Annotated in this window: 22 protein-coding genes and 1 pseudogene; 17 read left to right on the forward strand and 6 right to left on the reverse strand. The window is 73.5% G+C overall.

The genetic code is table 11. The features are described from left to right. A pseudogene (locus tag AB0B41_RS14790) lies at nt 1-97 on the forward strand (methionine adenosyltransferase domain-containing protein); the annotation flags it as partial. A gap of 20 nt (nt 98-117) precedes the next feature. Here the strand turns inward: AB0B41_RS14790 and panB are convergent. Beyond that, entirely contained in the window at nt 118-1023 is a 906-nt protein-coding gene (panB, locus tag AB0B41_RS14795; RefSeq protein ID WP_358203070.1) for a 3-methyl-2-oxobutanoate hydroxymethyltransferase, read from the reverse strand. Nucleotides 1024-1250: 227 nt separating this feature from the next. Between panB and AB0B41_RS14800 the strand changes: the two genes are divergently transcribed. The 4 genes from AB0B41_RS14800 (at nt 1251) to AB0B41_RS14815 (ending at nt 7764) form a co-directional block, all read left to right on the forward strand. Next, nucleotides 1251-2879, forward strand: coding sequence for an alpha/beta hydrolase (locus AB0B41_RS14800; RefSeq protein WP_358203073.1), 1629 nt, complete (start codon nt 1251-1253; stop codon nt 2877-2879). Between the two features lie 84 nt (nt 2880-2963). Next, entirely contained in the window at nt 2964-4307 is a 1344-nt protein-coding gene (gene glnA / locus AB0B41_RS14805) for a type I glutamate--ammonia ligase (RefSeq protein WP_358203075.1), read from the forward strand. Continuing rightward, entirely contained in the window at nt 4304-4678 is a 375-nt protein-coding gene (locus AB0B41_RS14810) for a DUF6027 family protein (protein WP_358203077.1), read from the forward strand. Before glnA (AB0B41_RS14805) ends, AB0B41_RS14810 begins: the two co-directional genes overlap by 4 nt. A 53-nt stretch (nt 4679-4731) precedes the next feature. Beyond that, nucleotides 4732-7764, forward strand: a complete 3033-nt coding sequence (locus AB0B41_RS14815; protein WP_358203079.1) for a bifunctional [glutamine synthetase] adenylyltransferase/[glutamine synthetase]-adenylyl-L-tyrosine phosphorylase — start codon at nt 4732-4734, stop codon at nt 7762-7764. A gap of 74 nt (nt 7765-7838) precedes the next feature. On the opposite strand, the gene AB0B41_RS14820 is transcribed toward AB0B41_RS14815, so the two are convergent. Continuing rightward, nucleotides 7839-8951 (reverse strand): DUF5685 family protein, encoded by a 1113-nt coding sequence (locus AB0B41_RS14820; RefSeq protein WP_358203082.1) that lies wholly within the window; start codon nt 8949-8951, stop codon nt 7839-7841. Nucleotides 8952-9048: 97 nt separating this feature from the next. Here AB0B41_RS14820 and AB0B41_RS14825 point away from each other — a divergent pair, with 97 nt between their 5' ends. From AB0B41_RS14825 to AB0B41_RS14835, 3 genes are all read left to right on the forward strand, one after another. Beyond that, nucleotides 9049-9990: a DUF2961 domain-containing protein gene (locus AB0B41_RS14825; protein ID WP_358203084.1), complete on the forward strand. Its 942-nt coding sequence runs from the start codon at nt 9049-9051 to the stop codon at nt 9988-9990. 54 nt (nt 9991-10044) lie between these two features. Further along, nucleotides 10045-10680, forward strand: a complete 636-nt coding sequence (locus tag AB0B41_RS14830) for a LysE family translocator (protein ID WP_358203086.1) — start codon at nt 10045-10047, stop codon at nt 10678-10680. A 79-nt stretch (nt 10681-10759) separates the two neighbouring features. Next, entirely contained in the window at nt 10760-11998 is a 1239-nt protein-coding gene (locus AB0B41_RS14835; RefSeq protein ID WP_358203088.1) for a M23 family metallopeptidase, read from the forward strand. On the opposite strand, the gene AB0B41_RS14840 is transcribed toward AB0B41_RS14835, so the two are convergent. After that, entirely contained in the window at nt 11985-12902 is a 918-nt protein-coding gene (locus AB0B41_RS14840) for a MerR family transcriptional regulator (protein WP_358203090.1), read from the reverse strand. The genes AB0B41_RS14835 and AB0B41_RS14840 overlap by 14 nt on opposite strands. A gap of 88 nt (nt 12903-12990) precedes the next feature. Between AB0B41_RS14840 and AB0B41_RS14845 the strand changes: the two genes are divergently transcribed. From AB0B41_RS14845 to AB0B41_RS14860, 4 genes are all read left to right on the forward strand, one after another. Next, nucleotides 12991-13698 (forward strand): M50 family metallopeptidase, encoded by a 708-nt coding sequence (locus tag AB0B41_RS14845; RefSeq protein ID WP_358203092.1) that lies wholly within the window; start codon nt 12991-12993, stop codon nt 13696-13698. Nucleotides 13699-13722: 24 nt separating this feature from the next. After that, complete coding sequence (locus AB0B41_RS14850; protein ID WP_358203094.1) at nt 13723-14148, forward strand: nitroreductase family deazaflavin-dependent oxidoreductase; 426 nt, start codon at nt 13723-13725, stop codon at nt 14146-14148. 105 nt (nt 14149-14253) lie between these two features. Beyond that, nucleotides 14254-14688: a heme-binding protein gene (locus AB0B41_RS14855; protein WP_358203097.1), complete on the forward strand. Its 435-nt coding sequence runs from the start codon at nt 14254-14256 to the stop codon at nt 14686-14688. After that, a complete protein-coding gene (locus AB0B41_RS14860) occupies nt 14685-15647 on the forward strand; it encodes a DMT family transporter (RefSeq protein ID WP_358203099.1) in 963 nt (320 codons plus the stop codon). The genes AB0B41_RS14855 and AB0B41_RS14860 overlap by 4 nt, the downstream gene beginning before the upstream one ends. A 142-nt stretch (nt 15648-15789) precedes the next feature. On the opposite strand, the gene glnA (AB0B41_RS14865) is transcribed toward AB0B41_RS14860, so the two are convergent. Continuing rightward, entirely contained in the window at nt 15790-17211 is a 1422-nt protein-coding gene (glnA, locus tag AB0B41_RS14865; RefSeq protein ID WP_037040780.1) for a type I glutamate--ammonia ligase, read from the reverse strand. 142 nt (nt 17212-17353) lie between these two features. Here glnA (AB0B41_RS14865) and AB0B41_RS14870 point away from each other — a divergent pair, with 142 nt between their 5' ends. Next, nucleotides 17354-17812, forward strand: coding sequence for an RDD family protein (locus AB0B41_RS14870; protein ID WP_358203101.1), 459 nt, complete (start codon nt 17354-17356; stop codon nt 17810-17812). 64 nt (nt 17813-17876) lie between these two features. On the opposite strand, the gene AB0B41_RS14875 is transcribed toward AB0B41_RS14870, so the two are convergent. Together AB0B41_RS14875 and lipA are read right to left on the reverse strand one after the other, a co-directional pair. Further along, entirely contained in the window at nt 17877-18605 is a 729-nt protein-coding gene (locus AB0B41_RS14875; RefSeq protein ID WP_358203104.1) for a DUF4191 domain-containing protein, read from the reverse strand. A gap of 53 nt (nt 18606-18658) precedes the next feature. Continuing rightward, a complete protein-coding gene (gene lipA, locus AB0B41_RS14880) occupies nt 18659-19663 on the reverse strand; it encodes a lipoyl synthase (protein ID WP_358203106.1) in 1005 nt (334 codons plus the stop codon). 206 nt (nt 19664-19869) lie between these two features. Here lipA and AB0B41_RS14885 point away from each other — a divergent pair, with 206 nt between their 5' ends. The 4 genes from AB0B41_RS14885 (at nt 19870) to AB0B41_RS14900 (ending at nt 24974) form a co-directional block, all read left to right on the forward strand. After that, nucleotides 19870-20790 (forward strand): LLM class F420-dependent oxidoreductase, encoded by a 921-nt coding sequence (locus AB0B41_RS14885; protein WP_358203108.1) that lies wholly within the window; start codon nt 19870-19872, stop codon nt 20788-20790. A gap of 185 nt (nt 20791-20975) precedes the next feature. Then, nucleotides 20976-22025 (forward strand): carbohydrate-binding protein CenC, encoded by a 1050-nt coding sequence (locus AB0B41_RS14890; RefSeq protein WP_358203110.1) that lies wholly within the window; start codon nt 20976-20978, stop codon nt 22023-22025. Continuing rightward, nucleotides 22022-22810, forward strand: a complete 789-nt coding sequence (locus AB0B41_RS14895; protein ID WP_358203113.1) for a hypothetical protein — start codon at nt 22022-22024, stop codon at nt 22808-22810. The genes AB0B41_RS14890 and AB0B41_RS14895 overlap by 4 nt, the downstream gene beginning before the upstream one ends. A 13-nt stretch (nt 22811-22823) precedes the next feature. Further along, nucleotides 22824-24974 carry a bifunctional polysaccharide deacetylase/glycosyltransferase family 2 protein gene (locus AB0B41_RS14900; protein ID WP_358203115.1) on the forward strand — a complete coding sequence of 717 codons (2151 nt, stop codon included), beginning with the start codon at nt 22824-22826 and terminating at the stop codon, nt 24972-24974. Nucleotides 24975-25058 lie beyond the last annotated feature (84 nt).

Consider the following 25058-nt stretch of genomic DNA (forward strand, 5'->3'; position numbering starts at 1 on the left):
GTCGAAGGTGGACCGCTCCGCGGCGTACGCCATGCGCTGGGTGGCGAAGAACGTCGTGGCCGCCGGGCTGGCCGAGCGCATCGAGGTGCATATAGCGACTATCGCCACTCACAGGGGTCAGTGGTAGGTGTGGGCCTCGTCGGGGTAGGCGCCGCCGCGGACGTCGGCGGCGTAGGCGCGGGCCGCGTCGAGGAGGAGGCCGCCCAGGTCGGCGTAGGGCTTGACGAAGCGCGGCTTGCGGCCCCGGTTCATCCCCGCCATGTCGGACCAGACGAGCACCTGCGCGTCGCAGTCCGGGCCGGCGCCGATGCCGATCGTCGGGATCGTGAGCTCCGCGGTGACCCGCTTCGCGACCTCACCGGGCACCATCTCCAGCACGACGGCGAACGCGCCGGCCGCCTGCAGGGCGAGGGCGTCGTCGACCAGGCGCTGCTCGGCGGACTGGCCGCGGCCCTGGATCCGGAACCCGCCGAGGGCGTGCTCGCTCTGCGGGGTGAAGCCCAGGTGCGCCATCACCGGGATGCCGGCGGCGGTGAGGGCCTCGACCTGCGGGGCGTAGTGGGCGCCGCCCTCGAGCTTCACGGCGTGCGCTCCGCCCTCCTTCATGAACCGGAAGGAGGTCTCCAGGGCCTGGGCCGGGGAGATCTGATAGCTGCCGAAGGGCAGGTCGGCCACCACGAGGGCGTGCCTGGCACCCCGGACGACCGCCTTGACCAGCGGCATCAGCTCGTCGACGGTGACGGGCAGGGTGTTGTCGTGGCCGAAGACGTTGTTGCCGGCGGAGTCGCCGACGAGCAGGACCGGGATGCCGGCCTCGTCGAAGATCTCCGCGGAGTAGACGTCGTAGGCGGTGAGCATCGGCCAGCGCTCGCCGCGCTGCTTCATCTCGGCGAGGTGGTGCACCCGGGTGCGCTTCTGCGGGGCGGCGCTGCGGTAGGGCGCCTGCACCTCGCCGTGCGCAGAGCCGTTCGCACCGTTCGCGGCGGTGCTGTGCGCGGGCGTGCCGGTGGTGTCGCGGGACATCGTCGTCCGTCCTCCCTCGAGGCCTGCACGGCAGGTCCCCGGGTCGTCTGGGTCTGGCTGGGGTCGTGCTCGGGGTCGTGCTCAGGTCGTGCTCAGGTCGTGCGCCGAAAGCGTGACACCCGGCGCGCGCCGCACGCACGGTCCGGCGACGCACCTCACACGGCGGTGGGCGCCCCGCTCACCGCACCCCGGGTGGCGCACCGCGCCGCCGCTGTCATGCTGGCGCGGTGCTTGGCTCCGTGTCGTCGCGCCGTCGCTCCCCGTTCACGGCCGTCCGGGCCCTGACCGCGCTGGTCGCGGTCCTGGTCTGTGTCGCGCTGGCCGCCTGTTCCAGCCCGGCCGCGACGGCGCCCGCCGCGGCCACGACCACCCCGTCGGGTGATCCTGCGCAGGATCCGGCGCTGGCCCGCTTCTACGGCCAGCAGCTGCAGTGGGGCCCCTGCACGGACTACGCGGCCTCGCCCGACGTCGCGGACCAGTACCGCGACCCGCGCTACCAGTGCGCCAAGCTCGAGGTCCCGCTCGACTACGCGCAGCCGGACGGCAAGACGGTGAAGGTCGCCGTCATGCGGTCGAAGGCCACCGACCAGGCCAACCGGATCGGCTCACTGCTGCTCAACCCCGGCGGCCCCGGCGTCTCGGGCACGCAGCTCGTGCCCGCCACCGTGAAGTCGACGGAGAACTCGCCGGTCCAGGCCCGGTTCGACCTCGTCGGGTTCGACCCGCGCGGGGTCGGGGTCAGCGAGCCCTCGATCGACTGCCTGACCGACGCCGAGCAGGACCAGTACCGGGCCACCGTCTACGCCGACCCGTCCCCGGCCGGCGTGGCCGCGCTGGAGGCGCACAACAAGGAGTACGCCGACCGCTGCACCGCCCGGATGGGCGCGGACGTGCTCGCCCACCTGGGCACCCGCGAGGTCGTCAAGGACCTGGACGTGCTGCGCGCGGCCCTCGGCGACGAGAAGCTGACCTACTACGGCTACTCGTACGGGACGTCGATCGGCTCGACCTACGCCGAGGCCTTCCCGGCCCGCGTCCGCGCGATGGTGCTCGACGGCGCCGTCGACCCCACCCAGGACACGGTGGAGACCAACATCGACCAGAGCGCGGGCTTCCAGCAGGCCTTCGACGCCTACGGGGCCTGGTGCGCGACCCAGCCGAACTGCCCGCTCGGCACCGACCCGAAGGCCACGACGACGACCTGGCAGAAGATCGTGCAGCCGCTGATCGACAACCCGGCCAGGACCTCGGACCCGAACCGCACGCTGTCCTTCTCCGACGCGATCACGGGCGTGCAGCAGGCGCTCTACCTGCGGTCCCTCTGGCCGGCGCTGTCGCTGGGCATCTCCCGGCTGGCCGGGGGCGACGGCTCGGTCCTGCTGACCCTGGCGGACTTCTACTACAAGCGCGTGAACGGGCAGTACGACAACTCGCTCGAGGCCTTCCAGGCCATCACCTGCATGGACAACGTCCGCATCACCGACCCGGCTCAGGTGGCGAAGCTCAACGAGGGCGTGGTGGGCGCGGCGCCGTTCACCGCGACCGGCCGCGGCGCGGTCAACGCGAAGGACCCGTGCGCCTTCTGGCCCGTCCCGCCGACGCTGGAGCCGCACCGGCCGCAGGCCGACGGGCTGACCCCGGTTGTCGTCGTCTCGGTGACGGGGGACCCGGCCACGCCGTACCAGGCCGGCGTCGACCTGGCGGAGGACCTGAACGGGCGGCTGCTGAAGGTCGAGGGGAACCAGCACACCGCCGGCTACCAGGGCAACGCCTGCATCGACGACAAGCTCACGGCCTACCTCGTCGACGGCACGCTCCCGGACGAGGGCGCCCAGTGCGTGCTGCCCGCCCAGTGAGACTCACCCGATCGCGCTGCGGCGTCGCACACCCTGAGCAGCCACGAAACACTGACGTAACACGACATTCCTAGCCTGGCGGCCATGGACCGCCAGCAGGAATTCGTGCTGCGCACGCTCGAGGAACGCGACATCCGCTTCGTGCGGCTGTGGTTCACCGACGTGCTCGGCTATCTCAAGTCGGTGGCGGTGGCCCCCGCCGAGCTCGAGGGGGCGTTCGCGGAGGGCATCGGGTTCGACGGCTCGGCGATCGAGGGCTTCGCCCGCGTCTACGAGTCGGACATGGTCGCCCGCCCCGACCCCTCCACCTTCCAGGTGCTGCCCTGGGAGACCGCCAACGGCGAGCACTACTCGGCGCGCATGTTCTGCGACATCGCGATGCCGGACGGCTCGCCCTCGTGGGCCGATCCGCGGCACGTGCTGCGGCGCGCCCTGTCCAAGGCCGGCGAGGCCGGCTTCACCTGCTACGTCCACCCCGAGATCGAGTTCTACCTGCTGCGCGACCTGCCGTCGGACGGCTCGCCGCCGATCGCCGCCGACTCCGGCGGCTACTTCGACCAGGCCAGCCACGACGTGGCGCCGCACTTCCGGCGCAACGCCATCGAGACGCTCGAGTCGATGGGCATCTCGGTCGAGTTCAGCCACCACGAGGGCGGGCCCGGCCAGCAGGAGATCGACCTGCGCTACGCCGACGCGCTCACCATGGCCGACAACATCATGACCTTCCGGTACGTGGTGAAGGAGGTGGCGCTGACCCAGGGCGTGCGGGCGTCGTTCATGCCCAAGCCCTTCACCGACCACCCCGGGTCGGCCATGCACACCCACTTCTCGCTGTTCGAGGGCGACCGCAACGCCTTCCACGACCCGGACGACCCGTACGAGCTGTCCGAGACGGGCAAGGCGTTCGTCGCCGGGGTGCTGCGGCACGCGCGCGAGATGAGCGCCGTGACCAACCAGTGGGTCAACTCCTACAAGCGGCTGATCACCGGCGGCGAGGCGCCCACGGCCGTGTCGTGGGGCCACGCGAACCGCTCCGCGCTCGTCCGGGTGCCGATGTACTCGCCCGGCAAGTCGTCCACCCGGCGGGTGGAGATCCGCACGCTCGACAGCGCCTGCAACCCCTACCTGGCGTTCGCCGTGATCCTCGGTGCCGGGTTGCAGGGCGTGCAGAAGGGCTACGAGCTGCCGGCCGCCACCGAGGACGACGTCTGGTCGCTCACCGACACCGAGCGCCGGGCGCTCGGCTACGAGGCCCTGCCGCAGAACCTCACCGAGGCCCTCGGCGCGATGGAGCACTCGGAGCTGGTCGCGGAGATCCTCGGCGAGCACGTGTTCGACTTCTTCCTGCGCAACAAGCGCGCGGAGTGGGACAACTACCGGCGCAACGTCACGCCGCACGAGCTGGCGACCTACCTGCCCGTCCTGTGACGGACGAGGTCGTCCGGCTCGAGCGCTACGCCGGGCCCTGGGAGCCGGACGACCCGGACGCCAACTTCAAGGCCGAGGTGGCCGACTACGGGCGCCTCGACCCGCTGCACACGCTCCACGGGCTCAGCGCGCACACCGGGATCCCGGTGGGCGCGCTGGCCCGGTACGTCCTCGCCCGGTTCGCGACGACGGGCTCGGGCGGGCTCCTCGAGCTCGGCCCGGCGATGGTCGAGCGGCTGCGCGAGCCGGTCCGGAAGGCCGAGGCGGAGGGCACGGACGAGGCGCGCCTCGCCGCGTACCGCGAGATCGCCGCCCTGCTCGGCTGGCTCGGCGCCCCGCTCGACGATCCCGATCTCTACCCCGGCACGTAACGGGCCGGCCACGGTGCCCGGAACCGGGTCCCGATAGGGCAGGATCGGTCGACGTGGCGGAACGTACCCGGACCTCCCTCGCCCGCCTCGGCCTGTCCGAGCCGTGGGCGGAGCAGACCCTCGCCGAGCTCGGCTGGTGGGCCGGGGACCGGCCCGTCGAGGGCGCGGAGCCGATCATGTGGGCGCTGGCCCGCTCGCCCGACCCCGACCTCGCCCTGCGGCAGGTCGAGCGGTTCGCCAAGGCCGCGGGGGACTGGCGGACCGTCGACGCCGAGCTGCGCACCGACCTCGGGCTGCGCGGCCGGATGCTGGCGCTGCTCGGCTCCTCCACGGCGCTGGGCGACCACCTCGTCACCCACCCCGACCGCTGGCGGCTGCTCGCCGACGGCCCGGACCGCGGCAACCCGCCGCCGGACCTCGCCCGGCGTGCCGCCAACCTGCTCCGCGCCGTCGGCGCCGATCCCGACGAGCCCGCGTCGGGAGGCCCGGGGGGTGCCCGCGCCCAGATCACCGGGGCGGCGGCGATCACCGCGCTGCGCACGGCGTACCGCGACGAGCTGCTCGGGCTCGCCGGCGCGGACCTCGCCGCCGTCGGGGAGACCTCGCTCCCGGTGATGGAGGTCGACGAGGTCGCCGCGCAGCTCGCCGACCTGGCCGCCGCCGCGCTCCGGGCCGCGCTGGCCGTGGCGCTGGAGGAGGTGGACCCGCCCGACGACGTCCGGCTGGCCGTGATCGGCATGGGCAAGTGCGGCGGCCACGAGCTGAACTACGTCAGCGACGTCGACGTGATCTTCGTGGCCGAGGGGGACACGCAGGCCGCGTCCCGGCTGGCGAGCCGGCTGATGCGGATCGCGGGGGAGGCCTGTTTCCAGGTCGACGCCAACCTGCGGCCGGAGGGCCGGCAGGGCGCGCTGGTCCGCACGCTCGACGGGCACGTCACCTACTACAAGCGCTGGGCCAAGACCTGGGAGTTCCAGGCGCTGCTCAAGGCGCGGCCGATCGCCGGGGACGAGGAGCTGGGCGCCGCGTACGCCGAGGCCGTCGCCCCGATGGTGTGGAACGCGGCCAGCCGGGACGACTTCGTGCAGGACGTGCAGGCGATGCGCCGCCGCGTCGAGGAGCACGTGCGGCCGGACCACGCCGAGCGGGAGCTCAAGCTCGGCCGCGGCGGGCTGCGCGACGTGGAGTTCGCCGTGCAGCTGCTGCAGCTCGTGCACGGGCGGTCGGACGAGTCGCTGCGCTCGCCGTCGACGCTGGAGGCGCTGGCCGCGCTCGCCGACGGCGGGTACGTCGGCCGGGACGACGGCGCCAACCTCGCCGCCTCCTACCGCTTCCTGCGGCTGCTGGAGCACCGGCTGCAGCTGCAGCGGATGCGCCGCACCCACCTGCTCCCGGCGAAGGACGACACGGACGCGCTGCGCTGGCTCGGCCGGGCCGCGCGGCTGCGCCCGGACGGCCGGCACGACGTCGTCGGGGTGCTGCTCGCGGAGTGGTCGCGCAACGCCCGGCGGGTCCGGCGGCTGCACGAGAAGCTGTTCTACCGGCCGCTGCTGCAGTCGGTGTCGCGGCTGTCGCCGGAGGAGTCCCGGCTGTCGGAGAAGGCCGCGGCGGCCCGGCTCAAGGCGCTGGGCTGGGCCTCGCCGGAGGGCGCGCTCGGGCACCTGCGGGCGCTGACGGGCGGGGTGTCGCGGGCGGCGTCGATCCAGCAGACGCTGCTCCCGGTGCTGCTGGAGGAGCTCGCCGCCACGCCCGACCCGGACCGCGGCCTGCTGGCCTACCGGCAGGTGTCGGAGGCGCTGGCGACCACGCCGTGGTACCTGCGGCTGCTGCGCGACGAAGGGCTGGTCGCCGAGCGGCTCATGCGCCTGCTGGGCACGTCCGCGCTGGTCCCGGACCTGCTCGTGCGTGCGCCGGAGATCCTGCGCGTGCTGGCGGCGCCCAACCCCGGCCAGCCCGACGAGCTCCGGCGGGACCCGGCCGCCGTCGGGCAGTGGATGATCGCCGCGGTCGCCCGGCAGCCCGACCTGACCTCGGCGGTGGCCTCGGCACGCTCGATGCGCCGGCACGAGATGCTGCGGGTGGCCTGCGCCGACCTGCTGGGCTCGCTCGAGGTCGCCGAGGTGTGCGAGGCGCTGTCCACGGTGTGGGTCGCCGTGCTGCGGGCGACGCTCGCCGCCACGGTCAGGGAGGTCGCCGGGGGCGAGCCGCCGAAGGCTCGGATCGCGGTGATCGGGATGGGCCGGCTCGGCGGCGCCGAGCTCGGCTACTCCTCCGACGCCGACGTGATGTTCGTGTGCGAGCCGGCCGACGAGTCCGTCCCCGACGCCGCCGCGGTCAAGTTCGCGACGAGCGTCGTCGAGACCGTCCGGCGGCGGCTCGGCGCGCCCAGCCCGGACCCGGCCCTGCAGGTCGACGCGGACTTGCGGCCCGAGGGACGGTCCGGCCCGCTCGTGCGGACCCTGCACTCCTACCGGGAGTACTACGCCCGCTGGGCGGAGGTGTGGGAGTCGCAGGCGCTGCTGCGGGCCCGGCCGGTCGCCGGCGATCCCGAGCTGGGCCGGCGGTTCATGGAGCTGATCGAGCCGATCCGGTACCCCGCCGAGGGCCTGACCCAGGCTCAGGTCACCGAGATCCGGCGGATCAAGGCGCGGGTCGACGACGAGCGGCTCCCGCGCGGCGCGGACCGCACCACGCACACCAAGCTCGGCCACGGCGGGCTGGCCGACGTGGAGTGGACCGTGCAGCTGCTGCAGCTGCAGCACGCCGGCGACGTCCCGGAGCTGCGCACCACGTCGACGCTCGAGGGGTTGCGCGAGGCGGCGGAGGCGGGCCTGATCAGCGCGGAGGACGCGGCGGAGCTGACGGTCGGCTGGCAGACCGCGACCCGCGCCCGGAACGCGATCATGTTGGTCAAGGGCAAGCCGGGGGACCAGCTGCCGCGCTCGGGCCGGGAGCTGGCCGCCGTCGCCGCGGCCCTCGGCTACCCGGCCGGCGGCGACCCGGGCCGCTTCCTCGACGACTACCGCCGCACCACCCGTCGTGCCCGGGCCGTGGTGGAGCGGGTGTTCTACGGCTGGGACTCCTGACCCGTGAGTGCCTACTGCCCCTAGAGCAGCAGTAGGCACTCACGACCCGCGGTGACCTGCGGAAACGGGGCGGGTCAGCAGTCGCAGCCGCAGCAGTCGCAGTCCGAGCAGCAGTCGCAGCAGTCGCAGCCCGCCTCGGAGCAGTCGCAGCAGTTCGCACAGGTGTCGCCGCGGCAGAAGCCCTCCCGCGCCTCACGGGTCCACGGGTCCTCGAAGGTGTCGGCGCAGCACATCTGGCAGCTGCAGAACAGCCCGACGGCCACGGCGCAGCCCGCGAGCGCCCCGCGCGGCGGGCGGGGACCGGGCCGGGAGGGCGGGGCCCCGGGCTTCCCCTCGGCCTGCGCGGTGACGTGCGCGAAGGCGTGCCCGATCGACCGGTCCAGCTCGTGCACCAGCAGCCGGTGCGCCAGCCGGCGGTCGGTCCAGCGCACCTCGTCGAGGGCGAGGCGGATACCGAGCGCGGCGTCGTCGGCCAGGGCGCGCGCGGCCACGAGGTCCGTGCCGGTCGCGAGCAGCGGGTTCCAGGCGCCGGCCGCGGCGTCGGCGGGGAGGTCCTCGACGGCGTCGAGGAGGTGGGCGAGCCGCCCGAACAGCCGACCGGCCTCGGCCAACGGTGCCGCGTTGTCCGGCCGCCCGGCCAGGACGGCGGTGTGCCCGAAGGCGGCCGCGGTGGCCGTCTCGGTCGGCTCGGTCACGGTGAGCAGCGGTGAACCGGTGTGCTCGAGCGCCGGCTGGCGGGCGACGGCGTCGAGCAGGACCGCTGGATCGAGGCCCAGCCCCGCCGCGCCCGTCGACGCCCGGTCGGCCCACCCGGCGGCCAGCCGCCGGGCCGCCGCCGCGACCGGCCGGCGGGCGAAGGCACCGTCGCGGTCGGCGACGTGGTCGGCCAGCGTGGCCGAGGCCAGCACCAGGCTCACCGCGGCGGCCAGGCGGGTGCCGTCGCCGGTCGCGACCCGCGCGGTCCGCATGCCGCGCAACGGGCACGGCCCGGCGGTCCGGCGGCCCCGGGCCGGGGACTGGGCGTCGAGCAGGACCGAGATCAGCAGGCCGTCGTAGTTGGTGGCGATCCGCGCGGCCTGGCCGTGCTCGTCGCGCAGCGCGTAGCAGAGCCCGCACAGGTGGCCGATCCACTCGGCGCGCAGGGCAGGGGAGAGAGTGTGCCGGCAGGGCCGGACCATGCCGAACACGCGTCGGATCGTAGCGGGGCGCCCAGCCGTCGGGTGCGCGTCGGCCTTCCCCGGCCCATGCGTCCTCAGTAGCCTCGGGACAGGGTCGAGACGGGCGGTGCCGCGGACGGGGGGACGAGCGACGGCGAACCCGCTGGCCTCGCTGCGGCAGGGGAAGCTCCGGATCGACAAGCTCGAGAACGTCCGGGTACCGCCCGACACGGAGCGCACGGTGTTCGCCCGGACCGGTCCCGGGGTCGTCGTCTCCCTCTGGATGGCGCTCGGCGGTGGCAACGTGCCGGCGCTGGACGCCCGGCTGCGGGTCTCCTACGACGGCTCGCCGACACCCGCGATCGACATCGACATGGGCACGCTGCTGGCGACGCACTGGGGCGCCGGCAGCGCGAACACCAGCCACTCCTGCCCGCACCTGCACGTCGAGATCGACAGCGCGAGCTACCAGACGGCGTTCCTGTCGACCTACCCCCTGCCCTTCGGCAGCTCGATCAGGATCTCCTACCTCAACATCGACGCCGGGCAGACCGCGAGCATCTACTCGATGGCGACGTACGGCCTGACCTCCACCGACGAGGCCGACGGCCGGCGCCTGCGCTGCCAGGGCGCGCGGTACGTCGACCAGAAGGTCACCCGCACGGCCGCATCCACCACCACGCTCGCGCAGATCACGGGCGGCCCCGGGTCGATCGTCCACCACTCCTACGTCGGCGGGGTCGGGGCCGCGAACCTTTCCTGGCTCGAGCGCAACTTCTCGGTCGCGGTCGACGGCGAGCCGACCCCGCAGATCGAGGCGACGGGGACCGAGGACTGGTTCGACAGCGGGTGGTACTTCCACGGCCGCCGCGACTACGGCACCAGCGTCCACAGCTACGTCGGCACGGACCGGCCGGCCGGCAACGTGAACGCGGTGGGCATGGCCACCGACCTGTGGTCGAAGTGGGGCGGGATCCCCTTCACCAGCTCCGCCGTGGTCAGGTCCCTGCCCGAGCCCGCCTGCACCACGGGCGACACCCTCTGCTGGTGCCTCCTCTACTACCAGTGACGGGCCCGCGAAACCCGTGGCGGGTGCACGGACCGCCGCCCTACCGTCACCGCCATGCCCTCGACCGGCGCGATCCTCGCCTTCCTCGCGGCGTCACTGGTCCTGGTGGCGATCCCCGGCCCGAGCGTGCTCTTCATCGTGGGCCGGGCCCTCGCGCACGGCCGCCGCGCCGCGCTGGCCAGCGTTGCGGGCAACACGACGGGGGTGGCCGTGCTGGTCGTGGTCGTCGCGCTGGGGCTCGGGGCCGTGGCCGCGGCGTCGGCCGCGGTGTTCACGGTCATCAAGTTCGCGGGCGCGGCCTACCTTGTCTGGCTCGGGGTGCACACCATCCGCACCCGCGGCGACCTCGTGGCCGCGCTGGGCGCTCCCGGCGCCGTCGCCGACCGGCGGGTGTTCGTGCAGGGCGTGGTCGTCGGGCTGACCAACCCCAAGGCGCTGGTGTTCTTCGCGGCCGTGCTGCCGCAGTTCCTCGGTCCGCAGGCGCCGAACCCGTCGCTGCAGCTGCTGATCTTCGGCCTGCTCTTCTGCATGACGGCGGCGCTGCTGGACTCGACCTGGGGCCTCGCCGCCGGCGCGGCGCGGGACTGGTTCGCGACGAGTCCGGCCCGACTGCGCCGGATGGGCGGCGCGGGCGGGCTGGTGCTCGTCGGGATGGGGGTCGGGCTGGCCTTCAGCGGCCGGCCCGACTGATCACAGGACCTGGCTCCCTTCTCCACGAGCGCAGGACCCCTTAGCCTGTGTGCGGGTCGGGGGTGACCTGGGAGTGTGTATGCCTGTTCGTCGGATCGGCGTAGTCGCCGCCCTGCTCCTGCTGCTGGCCGCCGGGTGCGCGAGCGCGCCGGCGGAGACCGCCCAGCAGATCCAACCGCCCGCCGTCCCACCCGGTGGCATCGCCCCGACCACGAAGTTCACGCCGCTGTCGGCCACTACGGTGACCACCCCCGCGCCCGTCCTGGGAACGGACGGCAAGACCCACGTGACGTACGAGCTGCTGCTCACCAACGCCACGCCCGCGCCGTTCACCATGGACAAGGTCGACGTCCTGGCGGACCAGGAGGTCGTGCTCTCGCTGAGCGGACCCGGGCTGGCGGCCCAGGCCAACCTGCTCGCCGCGCAGACCGGGGACAAGGGCGCCGGTGATCCCGACGGGTCCGCCGCACCGATCCCCGGTGGTGGCACCGCGGTCGTCTGGCTGGACCTCCTGTTCGACGGGGCCGCGCCGACCGCCCTGACCCACCGGGTCAGCGGCTCCGTCGGCGGCGGGCCCGCCACGGAGATCGACGCCGGGTCGGTCGCGGTGAGCACCGCCGCGGCGCCCGTCCTCGGCCCGCCGCTGCGGGGCGGCCCCTGGTACGCCAGCGACGGCTGCTGCGTCGACGACACCCACCACCGCCGCGGGCTGGCCCCGATCAACGGGCAGCTGCTGGTCCCGCAGCGCTACGCCATCGACTGGTACCTGCTCGACGATCAGCACCGCGCGTGGGTGAACGATCCCTCGAAGATCACGAACTTCCTCGCCTACGACCAGCCCGCGATCGCGGTCGCGGACGGCGTCGTCGTGGACGCCACCGACGGGTTCGCCGACACCACCTCGCTGCCCCGACCGCCGCCGATCCCACCGATCGTCGAGACCGTCGGCAACCATGTCACGCTGATGATCGCTCCCGGGGTGTACGTGATGTACGCCCACTTCACGAAGGACTCCGTCGCGGTGAAGACCGGCCAGCAGGTCAAGAAGGGCGACGTGCTGGGCCACATCGGCAGCTCCGGGAACTCGACGGCCCCGCACCTGCACTTCCAGGTCAACACGGAGCCGACGTTCTTCCCGACGGACAGCACGCCGTTCGCCTTCGACTGCCTGCGGGTGGACGGCCAGGTCACCGAACGGATCTGGGACGACGTGCTGGCCGAGCAGCCCACCCCGGAGCTGCCGTACACGGCGTCGACGGACACGAGCGAGCGGCGGGGTCAGATGCCGCTGGACCGCAACGTCGTCACGTTCTGCTGAGCAGGGCGGCGGCGAACCACTCGAAGGCCGGGACGCTCGGCGGCCGCTCCGGCCAGCCGTTGAGCCGGCCGAGCAGGGTCCAGTACCGCTCGACCCGCCGGTCGCTGAACGTGCGGACCATCGCCGCCAGCCCGGCCCGGTCGGCGGTCTCGTCGACGCCGATCCGCTCCAGCACCGCGGCCGCCTCCGGGGAGGCGGGGTCGACGCCCTCCCGCAGCGCCGCCCCGGCGTGCTCCAGCACCGCGGCGGGGTCGTAGGGCGGCGGTGCTGCGGCCTCCGACCCCGCGACGGCCATCTCCCGCACCCGCGCCCGGAAGTCGGTGTCGGCGACGAGGTCGGCGAGCTCGACCCAGGCCTCCACCTGTTCCGTCGTCGGGTCGTCCGGCAGCTCGGCCGGCATCGTGCGCATGGCGGAGGCGATGCCCGCGCCGGGCGCCTCGGGGTCGGTGCCGGCGAAGGCCTCCGCCACGAACTCGTCGATCATCCGCTGCCGCTCCTCGGCGGACAGCCTGGCCAGGTCGTTCATCAGTCTCAGCTCCCTCGGTGCGGGATCCGTGCCGTTGCGGGCGAGCAGCGTGCACACGGCACGCTGCACCCGCAGGGCGCGGATCCGTTCGTCGATGGCCCGCACGTGCGCGGCGGCCACCTCGCCGACGCGGCGGCGACGCAGCAGCACCTCCCGCACGTCGTCCAGCCCCATCCCGAGCTCCCGGAGGGTGCGGACGAGATCGAGCCGGGCCACGGCGGCCGCGTCGTACCGCCGGTAGCCGGCGGGGCTCCGGTCGGTCTCGGGCAGCAGGCCCTCGTCCGACCAGAAGCGGATGGTGCGGACGGGCACCCCCGAGCGCCGGGCGAGCTGCCCGATCGTCAGCAGGGGGTCCGTCCGGTGGTGCGTCGCGGTCACGGGATCCACCTTCGAGGTTCCAGCGGCTGGAAGGTCAAGGTATTCGGGCCCTCAGCCCGCCCACAGCCGGCGCTGCCACACTCGGCGCGTGCTGCCATCCGAGGTCCAGGGCGTGTTCGACGCGATCGTGGACGGCCTCGCCGCGCGCCCCGCCGAGCTGGCCGCGGCGGCCGCCGCACTGCTCGTCGTGCTGTGGACGGTGTCCTGGCGGATGACCAGGACGGTCGTGACGATCGCGCACGAGGGCGGGCACGCGCTCGTCGCGGTGCTGGTCGGACGCGGGCTCGCCGGGATCCGGCTGCACTCGGACACGTCCGGCGTCACGCACTCGACGGGCGCGGGCCGCGGGCCGGGCGTGGTGCTGATGTTCCTCGCCGGGTACGTCTTCCCGCCGCTGCTCGGGCTGGGCGGCGCCGCGCTCGTCGCGGCCGGCTACACGAGCGCGCTGCTCTGGCTCGGGGTCGCGCTGCTGGGCGCGACGCTCGTCCACATCCGCAACCTGTTCGGGGCGTTCGCCGTGCTCGTGACGGGCGGTGTGCTGGGCGCGGTCGCGACGTGGGCGTCCCCGGACTGGCGTGCCGCCTTCGCCGCCGCGCTGTGCTGGTTCCTGCTGTTCGGGGGCCTGCGGGCGGTGCGGGAGCTGCAGCGCGGCCGCCGCCGGCGCCGTACCACGACCTCCGACGCCGACCAGCTCGCCGCCATCACGGGCGTGCCGGGCGGAATGTGGGCGGGGGTGTTCGGCTTGATCGGGCTGGGGGCCACACTGGCCGCCGCAGTGATCGTCTTCATGCCCTGAGCATGATCGGCCGAGAGGAACGCAGTGCCCGAGGACTTCAACGCCCGCGTCATCCGTGAGTTCAAGGAGAACGACGGCAAGGTCGGCCCGCCCTTCGAGGGCGCCCCGATGATCCTGGTCCACCACGTCGGGGCCAAGTCCGGCGCGGTCCGCACCAGCCCGCTCGTGTACTTCGAGGACGGCGACCGCTACCTGATCGTCGCCTCTGCCGCCGGCGCCCCGTCGCACCCCGCCTGGTACCACAACCTCAAGGCCAACCCGCGCATCTCCGTCGACCTCGGCACCTCCGAGGGCGTCCGCGAGCTCACCGTCGAGGCCTCCGAGATCACGGGCTCCGAGCGCGACCAGGTCTGGGAGAAGATCAAGGCGGCCGCGCCGGGCTTCGGCGACTACGAGAAGAAGACCGAGGGCATCCGCACCATCCCGGTCTTCGCCCTCACCGCCGCCTGACCGCGCCCTCCCGGGAGGTGTGAGGGCCCGGCGGGGTGTGCGAGCGGAGGAAGGACCTCGATCCCGGTCGTCAGGCACCGGGTGAGTCTGAGAGGCTGGCCCCTCGTGAGCATCTCGCTGGAGCAGGCCCGCACGATCGTCGACGCCGCCCTCGCGCACGGCACCGAGCAGGGGTTCAACCCGCTGACCGTCGCCGTCCTGGACCCGGGTGGGGCGATCGTCGCCCTCGCCCGCCAGGACGGGTCCGGCTACCTGCGGCCCGACCTGGCCGTCGCCAAGGCCAACGGCGTGCTGGCGCTGGGCATGACCAACCGCGCCATCGCCGCCCGCGCCGCCGACTCGCCCGAGTTCTTCACCTCGGTGGCGAACCTGGCCGGCGGGAGGATCTTCTCCGTCCCGGGCGGGGTGTTCGTCCGCGACGGCGAGGGCGCGCTGCTCGGGGCCGTCGGCGTAACCGGCGACGCCTCGCTCAACGACGAGGCCGCCGCCGTGGCGGGGATCGAGGCCGCGGGCCTCGTCGCCGTCACCGGCGCGGAGTGACGCCCGGGCACGACCCGCGGCCCACCGATCCCGCCGGTCGCGCGACACAGGTCGGCCTCGCGTTCGCCGTCGTGTCGGCGGTGTCGTTCGGGCTGTCCGGCCCGTTCGCGAAGGCGCTGATCGACGCCGGCTGGTCCTCCGCCGGGGCGGCGTTCGTCCGGATCGGCGGGTCGGCCGTCGTCGTGCTGGTGCTGCTCGCCGTGATGCGGCCCGGCGTGCTCGCCGCGCTGCGGTCCGACGCCCCGGCGCTGCTGCTCTACGGGCTGATGGCGATGGCCGGCGTGCAGGTCGCGTTCTTCAACGCCGTCCGGTACATGCCGGTGAGCATCGCGCTGCTCCTCGAGTACCTGGGCCCGGTGCTGGTCATCGCCTGGGTCTGGGTGGTGCGCCGGCAGCCGCCGAGCCGCCGCACCCTCGCCGGCGCGGCCGTCGCGATCGCCGGGCTGCTGCTGGTGGTGCAGATCTGGTCGGGCACCGCGGTGCCGCCGGCCGGCCTGGCGTGGGGCCTGGTCGCCGCGGTCTGTCAGGCGAGCTACTTCCTGCTCGCCGACCGCGCGGGCGCGACGACCCCGCCGCTGGTGCTGGCGGGCGTCGGGATGGCGGTGGGCACCGTGGTGGTCGGCGTGCTGGGCGTGGTCGGGCTGCTGCCGCTGGTGGTGACCACCCCGCCCGACGGGCCGGTGGTCCTCGCCGGCGCCGACGTCGGCTGGGTGGTCGCGGCCGGCCTGCTCGTGCTGGTCTCGACGGTCGTCGCCTACCTGACCGGCGTGCTGGCCATCCGGCGCATCGGGGCGGCGCGGGGCTCGCTCGTGGCGTTGCTGGAGGTCGTCGCGTCGGCGGTGGCGAGCTGGCTGCTCCTGGGCGAGGTCCCCGCGGCGGTCCAGCTGGCCGGGGGAGTGCTGATCCTGGCCGGCGTCGCGCTGACCCGCTCCCGCCCGGCCGGCCTCGCGGAACCCTGAGCGCGGCGCCACCGCACGAACCCGAGAACGCGGCGACGGCCCGCCACCCCAGCGGAAAGGGGTGCACGGGCCGTCGCCTGGGCCGACCATCCGACCGCCGCGGCCTGACCGCGTACCCGCAGGTCAGGCCACGTCGACGCGATCAGACGTCGTAGTACAGCGCGAACTCGTACGGGTGCGGGCGCAGCCGCAGCGGGTCGATCTCGTTCTCCCGCTTGTAGGAGATCCAGGTCTCGATCAGGTCCGGGGTGAACACGCCGCCCTCGAGCAGGTAGTCGTGGTCCTCCTCGAGCTTGTCGATGACCGCACCGAGCGAGGCCGGGACCTGCGCGATGTCCTTGAGCTCCTCCGGCGGGAGCTCGTAGAGGTCCTTGTCGACCGGGGCGGCCGGCTCGATCTTGTTCTTGATGCCGTCGAGGCCGGCCATCAGCATGGCCGAGAAGGCCAGGTACGGGTTGCCGGACGAGTCGGGGCAGCGGAACTCGATGCGCTTGGCCTTCGGGCTGTCGCCGGACAGCGGGATCCGGATGCAGGCCGAGCGGTTGCGGGCCGAGTAGACCAGGTTGACCGGCGCCTCGAAGCCCGGCACCAGGCGGTGGTACGAGTTCACCGTCGGGTTGGTGAAGGCCAGCAGCGACGGCGCGTGGTGCAGCAGGCCGCCGATGTAGTAGCGCGCGGTGTCCGAGAGCCCGCCGTAGCCGGACTCGTCGTGGAACAGCGGCTGGCCGTCCTTCCACAGCGACTGGTGCACGTGCATGCCCGAGCCGTTGTCGCCGAAGAGCGGCTTCGGCATGAAGGTGGCGGTCTTGCCCGCCTGCCAGGCCACGTTCTTGACGATGTACTTGAACAGCATGATGTCGTCCGCCGCGTGGAGCAGCGTGTCGAACTTGTAGTTGATCTCCGCCTGGCCGGCGGTGCCGACCTCGTGGTGCTCGCGCTCCACGGTGAAGCCGGAGTCGATCATCGTCGACACGATGTCGGCGCGCAGGTCGGCGTAGTGGTCCACCGGCGGGACGGGGAAGTACCCGCCCTTGTAGTTGACCTTGTAGCCGAGGTTGCCGCCGTCCTCCTCGCGGCCGGTGTTCCACCAGCCCTCGGAGGAGTCGATGTGGTGGTAGGTCTCGTGCGGGTTCGAGCCGAAGCGGATCGAGTCGAACACGTAGAACTCGGCCTCGGGCGCCATGTAGGCGGTGTCGGCGATGCCCGACGCGGCCAGGTACTCCTCCGCCTTGCGCGCGATGTTGCGCGGGTCGCGGGAGTACGGCTCGCCCGTGATCGGGTCGTGCACGAAGAAGTTGATGTTGAGGGTCTTGTGCTTGCGGAACGGGTCCAGCCGCGCGGTCGCCGAGTCCGGCAGCAGGGCCATGTCCGACTCGTTGATGGCCTGGAACCCGCGGACCGACGAGCCGTCGAAGGCGGCGCCGTTCTCGAGCAGGTCACCGGCGGTGGAGGCGGGGACGGTGAGGTGCTGCATCACGCCGGGCAGGTCGCAGAACCTGATGTCGACGTACTCGACCTTCTCGTCCGAGATGTACTTGAGTACCTCTTCGGAGTTGTTGAACACGCGCGCTGGCTCCTTCGATCGTCCTCTGGATTGGCCGCGACGGTATGGCTGCCGTGTTGCCCGTTCATCACTCGCGGGTTTCACAGACGTTAACGGGCCCGGATCGCGTCCTCTCTCACATGGGACAACTAGGGTAGGGCTCATGGCGGGGTTCCTCGACTCCTGGACGGCGGGTTCACCGTCCGCGCACGACCAGGGTCACCCGGGTGAGCGGTTCGGCCTTCCGGCGGAAGGCATGGGTGCGGTCGCCGGGTTCGGCAGGCGGCTGCTCGGCGTCACGGTCGACTGGCTGCTCGCGTACGCCCTCACCCTGGCCGTCATGGGGCTCGACGCACTGGGCGGCTCGGCCATCGGCTGGTGGGTCTGGGCGGTCTGGTTCGTGCTCACCGTGATCCCGACAGCCCTCTTCGGCATGACGCCGGGGATGGTCGCCGTCGGCATCCGGGTCGCCCGGGTGGACATGGCCGCGACCGTCGGCTTCCGCACGATCCTGCGGACGGTCCTGCTCGGCCTGGTCCTGCCGGCGGTCATCCGGGACGCGGACGGCCGCGGCTGGCACGACCGCGCCTCGCAGACCATCGTGATCCGCTCCCGCGCCTGAGGATCAGCCCGAGAACGACGGCGGCCGGGACCCGATCCGGATCCCGGCCGCGGTGCGTCGGGGGTCAGCGGCGGCGCACGGTGCGCTGCACGCTGCGCATCTTGGCGCCCTGGGGCATCGGGCCCTTGGGCAGCGCCGCGGCACGGTTGCCGAGCGCGGCGAGCCGCGCGTCGAGCGAGTCCATCTCGGCGGCGCTGATGTTGCGCGGCAGCTTCATCATGTGCCGCTGCAAACCCTTGAGGGGGACCTGGCCCTCCTCGTTGCCCACGACGACGTCGTAGATCGGGGTCTGGCCGACGACCCGCGCGGTGCGCTTCTTCTCCTGCGCCAGCAGCGACTTGACCCGGTGCGGCGCGCCCTCGGCCACGAGGACGACGCCCGGCCGGCCGACGACCCGGTGCACGGCGTCGAGGTGCGTAGTGCCGGCGACGCCCTGGGTCACCCGCCACTGCCCGCGCAGCTGGTCGAGCGCCCAGCCCGCAGCGCCCGGCTGCCCGTCGGCCTGGGCGTACACGGTGCGCTGGACCCGGCGGCCGAAGATGCTGATCGCGATCATCACGCCGATCGCGACGCCGAAGACCAGGAAGATCCACTGCAGGCCGAAGATCAGCCCGATCAGGAACGCGACGACGGCCGCGCCCACCACCGACCCGATCATCAGCGGCAGCAGGAGCTTGTCCTGCTTGCGCTGCATCTGGAACGCCTGCCAGATCTGCGCACGCCGCTGCTTGGACGCCGCGCGCTTCTCCGCCTTCAGGCGCTTCTGAGTCTCCTTGTCGGGCTTGCCGGCCATGCGGGCCAGGATACGTCCCGAGGGCCGGGTCGCGCCGCGAGGATCCGCGGACGTCAGCTGCGGGCGAGCAGGGAGCGGGCCTCCTGGGCCGCCGGGGCCTCCGCCGCGAGGTGCGCGAGCTCGGGGGAGAGCTCCTGGCCGCGGTGCGCGACGGTCTGGGCGTAGAGCCGCCCGGCCCGGTACGACGACCGCACCAGGGGTCCGGCCATCACGCCGGCGAAGCCGATCTTCTCGGCGGTCTCGGCGTGCTCGACGAACTCCTCGGGCTTGACCCAGCGCTCGACGGGGTGGTGGCGCTTGGACGGGCGCAGGTACTGGGTGATCGTGATGATCTCGCAACCCGCGTCGTGCAGGTCGGCCAGCGCGGCGGTGACCTCGTCGGGGGTCTCGCCCATGCCGAGGATGAGGTTGGACTTGGTGACCAGGCCGTCCTCGCGCGCGGCGGTGAGCACCTGCAGGGACCGCGAGTAGCGGAAGGCCGGGCGGATCCGCTTGAAGATCCGCGGCACGGTCTCGAGGTTGTGCGCGAGCACCTCGGGGCGGGACTCGAACACCTCGGCCAGCTGTTCGGGCTTGGCGTTGAAGTCCGGGATCAGCAGCTCGACGCCGGTACCCGGGTTGAGCGCGTGGATCTGGCGGACGGTCTCGGCGTAGAGCCAGGCGCCGCCGTCGGGCAGGTCGTCGCGGGCGACGCCGGTGACGGTGGAGTAGCGCAGGCCCATCTGCTGCACGGACTCGGCGACGCGGCGGGGCTCGTCGCGGTCCAGGTCGGCGGGCTTGCCGGTGTCGATCTGGCAGAAGTCGCAGCGCCGGGTGCACTGCTCGCCGCCGATGAGGAAGGTGGCCTCGCGGTCCTCCCAGCACTCGTAGATGTTGGGGCAGCCGGCCTCCTCGCACACGGTGTGCAGGCCGCCGGCGCGGACCAGGCCCTTGAGCTCGGTGTACTGCGGGCCGGTGCGCGCCTTGGTGCGGATCCAGGAGGGCTTGCGCTCGATGGGGGTCTCGGCGTTGCGGACCTCGAGACGGAGCAGCTTGCGGCCTTCCGGAGCGATCGTCACGGCGACCAGCCTACGCCCCGGGATCAGGCGTGACGCCCGTCTCCGCCGCCGTCGGCAGCACCCGCGCCACGGCCGCGGTCGGCGCTTCGGCGGACGCCCGCCCGAGGCCCGACGTCGCACCGGTGACGAGCAACGGCGTCCGGTGTGGTCGGGCAGGTCGGCGGCGGTCCGGCGGCTCGGCGCGGCCCGGGCTAGCGTTGCCCGCCGTGGACCTCCGGATCTTCACCGAACCGCAGCAGGGTGCCGACTACGACGACCTCCTCAGGGTCGCGAGGACCGCGGAGGAGGCCGGTTTCGACGCCTTCTTCCGCTCCGACCACTACCTGGCGATGGGGGGCAGCGGCGAGCCCGGTCCGACGGACGCCTGGCTGACGCTCGCCGGGCTGGCCCGCGAGACGTCCCGGATCCGCCTCGGCACGCTCGTGTCGTCGGCCACCTTCCGGCTGCCCGGGCCGCTGGCGGTCTCGGTGGCGCAGGTGGACCGGATGTCCGGCGGGCGGGTGGAGCTCGGCCTGGGCACGGGCTGGTTCGAGGCGGAGCACGCCGCCTACGGCATCCCCTTCCCGCCCCTGCGGGAGCGCTTCGACCGGCTCACCGAGCAGCTGGAGATCGTCACCGGGCTGTGGGGCACGTTGCCGGGGGAGCGTTTCGAGTACTCCGGCGACCACTACACCGTCACCGACTCGCCGGCGCTGCCCAAGCCCGTCCAGCAGCCCGGCCCGCCGGTGATCGTCGGGGGCAAGGGGAAGCAGCGCACCCCGGCGCTTGCCGCGCGGTTCGCCTCGGAGTTCAACGTCCCGTTCTCGTCGATGGACGACGTCGCCGCGCAGTTCGGCAGGGTGGACGAGGCCTGCGCCGCGGCGGGTCGGGACCCGAAGGAGATCGTCCGCTCCATCGCCCAGGTGGTCTGCGTGGGCCGGACGGAGGAACAGGTGAGGGCCCGGGCGCTGGCCATCGGCCGCGAGGTCGACGAGCTCCGGGCCAACGGGCTCGCGGGCTCCCCGGAGGAGGTCGCCGACCGGCTGGGGCAGTGGGCGGAGCGGACCGGCATCACCCGCGTGTACCTCCAGGTTCTGGACCTCGGTGATCTCGACCATCTGGAGCTCATCGCCTCCCACCTCCTCTGAGCCCCGCGCGGGGACCGTTCGGCGCGGAACATCGCTCCGTCATCACTCCGTGATGAACCGTCCGTAACGGGCGCGTTCCCTCGGTCGATTGCCAGACGCAAGAGTGGCCACTCTCCGTGAACTCTCGGAGCAACGGAGTAGGCCGTTCGTAGTACTGGTTCGATCGGACGAGGGAACACCTGCTCGTGCGCAAGCACTCCCGCCCAGGACGCCATCCGGCCCTGCTCACCCTCCTCGCCCTCCCGGCGCTGCTCCTCGCGGCGTGCGGGTCGGGGCCGACGGGGGAGGGCTCGGCCGGGAGCCCTGCCGGCACCGCTGCCGCCGCCGGCACCACAGGGTCGGGCACGCGCGTGCTGCCGTACGTCGACGCGTCGCTCGCGCCCTCCCCGCTCCCCGCCATGGCCGACGCCAGCGGGGTCACCGACGCCGTCCTCGGCTTCGTCCTCGCCGGGGCCGACGGCTGCACTCCCACGTGGGGCGGCACCCAGCCCGTGACCGCGCCCGCCGTCGTGGCGGCCGCGCGGGACCTCACCGACCGCGGCGGCGCCGTCGCCGTCGCCACCGGCGGCGCCACGGGCACCTACCTCGAGAGCGCCTGCCCCGACGCCCCGTCCCTGGCCCGCGCCTACGGCGCGGCGCTCGACGCGGTCGGCAGCTCCGAGCTCGTCGTCGACGTCGAGGCGGACGTCCCCGTCGCCACCGTCGTCGAGGCGCTGCGGACCGTGCAGGACGAGCGGCACGCCACCGTCACGCTGACCCTCAAGGTCGACGACACCGAGCGCGGCCTCACCTCCTCCGCCGTCGACCTCGTCCGGGCGGCCGACCGGGCCGGGGTCGACGCCCGCGTCGACGCCATGATCATGAACTTCCCCTACACCGGGTCCTGGGCCGACGCGATGACCGGCGCCACGGACACGGTCCTCGGTCAGCTCGGCGAGGTCTGGTCGGGCTCCGACGAGGCCGCCGTCGCGGCCCGCACCGGCGTCGTGTTCATGCTCGGGCGCACCGACCTCGGTGCCGTCACCACGCTCGACGACGCCACCGCCGTGGTCCGCGACGCCCGCGGACGCGGCCTCGGCACCGTCGGCTTCTGGTCCGTCGGCCGCGACAACGGCGGTTGCCCCGACCGCCCCACCGCCTCCTTCGACTGCAGCGGCATCGCGCAGTCGCCCTTCGCCTTCACCCTGGCCGCCCGCGACGCGGCGGCCGCGTCCTCCCAGGAAGGTCCCCGATGATCGACGACGGCACCCTCGCGTACCGGGAGGTCCCCGAGCGGGGCCCGGTGTTCGTCGACGGCACCGGCCGGCGCCAGCGCCGGATCCGGATGGTCGTGTACGGGCTGGTCTCGATGTGCCTGGTGTTCCTGGTCGTCGTCGGGACGAGCCTGGCCGCCGGGCAGCGCACGCCCATGCTCGACATCCCCGTGCTCGGCGACCTGCTGCCCGTGCCCGAGGCGCAGGCCGCGGACGACACCGAGGGGGAGCTGCGCCCGGAGGCGCCGCCCTCCCAGGGCGGCTTGATCGGCGACGTCACCACCACCGCGACGGGGACCACCGGCGGGACGACGACCGGCGGCGCCGCCGGTGTCATCGCCCCGCTCGCCGGCCTGCCCGCGGCCCCGCTCGCCCCGGCCCCCGCCCCCGACGCGGGCGCCCCGGCGGCGCCGGTCCCGGCTGCTCCCGTGCCGGGTGCCCCGGTCCCGGTCGACCCGGCCGCGCCGGTCCCGACGACGCCTGCGCCGACGACCCCGCCGAACACCGAGGGCGGCCCGGACACCCCGCCGGGCACGACCACGCCCCCGCCGGCCACCACGAACCCGCCGGCCACCACCAACCCGCCGGCGACGACGAACCCGCCCGCGACGACGAACCCGCCGGCGACCACCAAGCCGCCGGCGACGACGAAGCCGCCGGCCGCCACGAAGCCGCCGGTCACCACCACCGTCGCGCCGACCACCACGGCCCCGCCGGCCACGACCACGGTCGTGCCCACCACCACGACCCCGGTCCTCCCGGCCTAGGAGCACGCAGGACATGCCCAGTCGCATCCGCAGGCGCGGGAGCGGGTTCTCCGTCGGCAAGTTCATCGTCGCCGTGGTGGTGCTCGCGACCTTCGTCGCCGTGCTCCTCCTCAACGGCGTCCTGACCGCCAAGACCTCCTCCGACGCGGAGGGCCACCTCCAGCGGGGCCCCGACGACCAGGTGCCCGTCGCCGTGCACGACGGCGGGTCGGCGATCGACACCATCCACGACCCCGTCCGCACCCTGAGCTACCCGGCGAAGACGATCGCCCTGACCTTCGACGACGGCCCGGACCCCGAGTGGACCCCGCAGATCCTCGAGGTCCTGGAGAAGTACCAGGTCCCGGGCACGTTCTTCGTGCTCGGCTCGCTGGCCGCGCAGCACCCCGACCTGGTCCGGGAGATGCGCGCCACCGGGTCCGAGATCGGGTTGCACACCTTCACCCACCCGAACCTGGCCGAGGCGTCGACGAACCGGATCGACCGCGAGCTGACCCTCACCCAGCTGGCTCTCGCGGGCGCCACCGGCGAGATCTCGTACCTCGTGCGGCCGCCGTACTCCTCGCGCTCCGACGCGCTCACGAACACCGAGTACGAGGTCGTGCGGGAGCTGGGCGAGCGCGGGTACGTCACCGCGCTGACGGACTTCGACAGCCGCGACTGGGAGCGCAAGGGCGTCGACGTCATCGAGAAGGCCTCCACCCCGAGCTCCGACGCCGGTGGCGCGCTGCTGCTGCACGACGCCGGCGGCGACCGGGCGCAGACCGTCGCCGCCCTGGACCGGCTGATCCCGCAGCTGCAGGCGCAGGGCTGGCGGTTCACGACGGTGAGCGAGGGCCTGGGCCTGCCGACGGCGAACACGCCGGCCGACACCTGGGACCGGATCTTCGGCATGATCCTGGTCGGCGCCGCGGGCGTCTCGACCTACATCGTCCGTGGGCTGGAGTGGCTGCTCCTGCTGGTCGGCGCGCTGGTCGTCGCCCGGCTGGCGATCATGGTCGTGGTCGCCCGCCGGCACGCGAAGCAGAGCCGCCTCGCCACCCGCAGCCGCAGCGGCCCGTGGTTCACCGACCCCGTGTCCGTCGTGGTGCCCGCCTACAACGAGAAGGAGTGCATCGAGCACACGGTGCGCTCCCTGGTGGCGAGCGACCATCCCGTCGAGATCATCGTGGTGGACGACGGCTCGACGGACGGGACGCCGGACATCGTCGAGCGGCTCGGCCTGCCCGGGGTGCGCGTGATCCGGCAGCCCAACGGCGGCAAGCCGGCCGCGCTGAACGCCGGCATCCGGGCGGCGCGCCACGAGATCGTCGTGATGATCGACGGCGACACCGTGTTCGAGCCGACGACGGTCGGGACCCTGGTGCAGCCCTTCGTCCGGCCCGAGGTCGGCGCGGTGGCGGGCAACGCGAAGGTCGCCAACCGGCGCAGCCTCGTGTCGCGCTGGCAGCACATCGAGTACGTGATGGGTTTCAACCTCGACCGCCGCGTCTACGACCTGTGGCGCTGCATGACCACCGTGCCCGGCGCGGTGGGCGCGTTCCGCCGCGCCGCCCTGATCGAGGTCGGCGGCGTCAGCGACGACACCCTCGCCGAGGACACGGACCTCACGATGGCGCTGTGCCGGGCCGGCTGGCGCGTGGTCTACGAGGAGCGCGCCCGCGCCTGGACCGAGGCGCCCGGCACCCTGGGCCAGCTGTGGCGGCAGCGCTACCGCTGGAGCTACGGGACCATCCAGTCGATGTGGAAGCACCGCGCGTCGGTCGTGGCGCGCGGGCCGGCGGGGCACTTCGGCCGCGTCGGGCTGCTGAACATCGCGCTGTTCCAGGTGGTGCTGCCGCTGCTCGCACCGCTGGTCGACGTGTTCCTGGTCTACGGCCTGTTCTTCCTCGACCCCGTGACCACGCTGCTGGCCTGGGGCGGCGTGCAGCTGATCCAGCTGTTCGCCGCGGTCTACGCGTTCCGGCTGGAGCGCGAGAAGATCAGGGTGCTGTGGCTGCTGCCCTTCCAGCAGATCGTCTACCGGCAGCTGATGTACGCGGTGCTCATCCAGTCGATCATGACCGCCCTGGCGGGCATCCGGCTGAAGTGGCAGAAGCTGCGCCGCACCGGCGACTTCGGCGGGGCGCCCGTCGAGCGGACCGTGGGCGCTGGTCTCGGCTGATCCCGTCGTGAGTGGCGGGGGGGGGGCGCGCGCCCCACCCCCAGAAAGGTGGGGCGGGGGGTGGGGGGGGAGTGTGGGGAGATT

Source organism: Pseudonocardia sp. NPDC049154 (assembly GCF_040648315.1).
GTDB lineage: Bacteria > Actinomycetota > Actinomycetes > Mycobacteriales > Pseudonocardiaceae > Pseudonocardia.

Coding starts and splice junctions, on each gene's coding strand:
- panB (WP_358203070.1), bottom strand. CDS start 1,023: ATGTCCCGCGACACCACCGGCACGCCCGCGCACAGCACCGCCGCGAAC.
- glnA (WP_358203075.1), top strand. CDS start 2,964: ATGGACCGCCAGCAGGAATTCGTGCTGCGCACGCTCGAGGAACGCGAC.
- AB0B41_RS14830 (WP_358203086.1), top strand. CDS start 10,045: ATGCCCTCGACCGGCGCGATCCTCGCCTTCCTCGCGGCGTCACTGGTC.
- AB0B41_RS14835 (WP_358203088.1), top strand. CDS start 10,760: ATGCCTGTTCGTCGGATCGGCGTAGTCGCCGCCCTGCTCCTGCTGCTG.
- AB0B41_RS14870 (WP_358203101.1), top strand. CDS start 17,354: ATGGCGGGGTTCCTCGACTCCTGGACGGCGGGTTCACCGTCCGCGCAC.
- AB0B41_RS14875 (WP_358203104.1), bottom strand. CDS start 18,605: ATGGCCGGCAAGCCCGACAAGGAGACTCAGAAGCGCCTGAAGGCGGAG.
- AB0B41_RS14895 (WP_358203113.1), top strand. CDS start 22,022: ATGATCGACGACGGCACCCTCGCGTACCGGGAGGTCCCCGAGCGGGGC.
- AB0B41_RS14900 (WP_358203115.1), top strand. CDS start 22,824: ATGCCCAGTCGCATCCGCAGGCGCGGGAGCGGGTTCTCCGTCGGCAAG.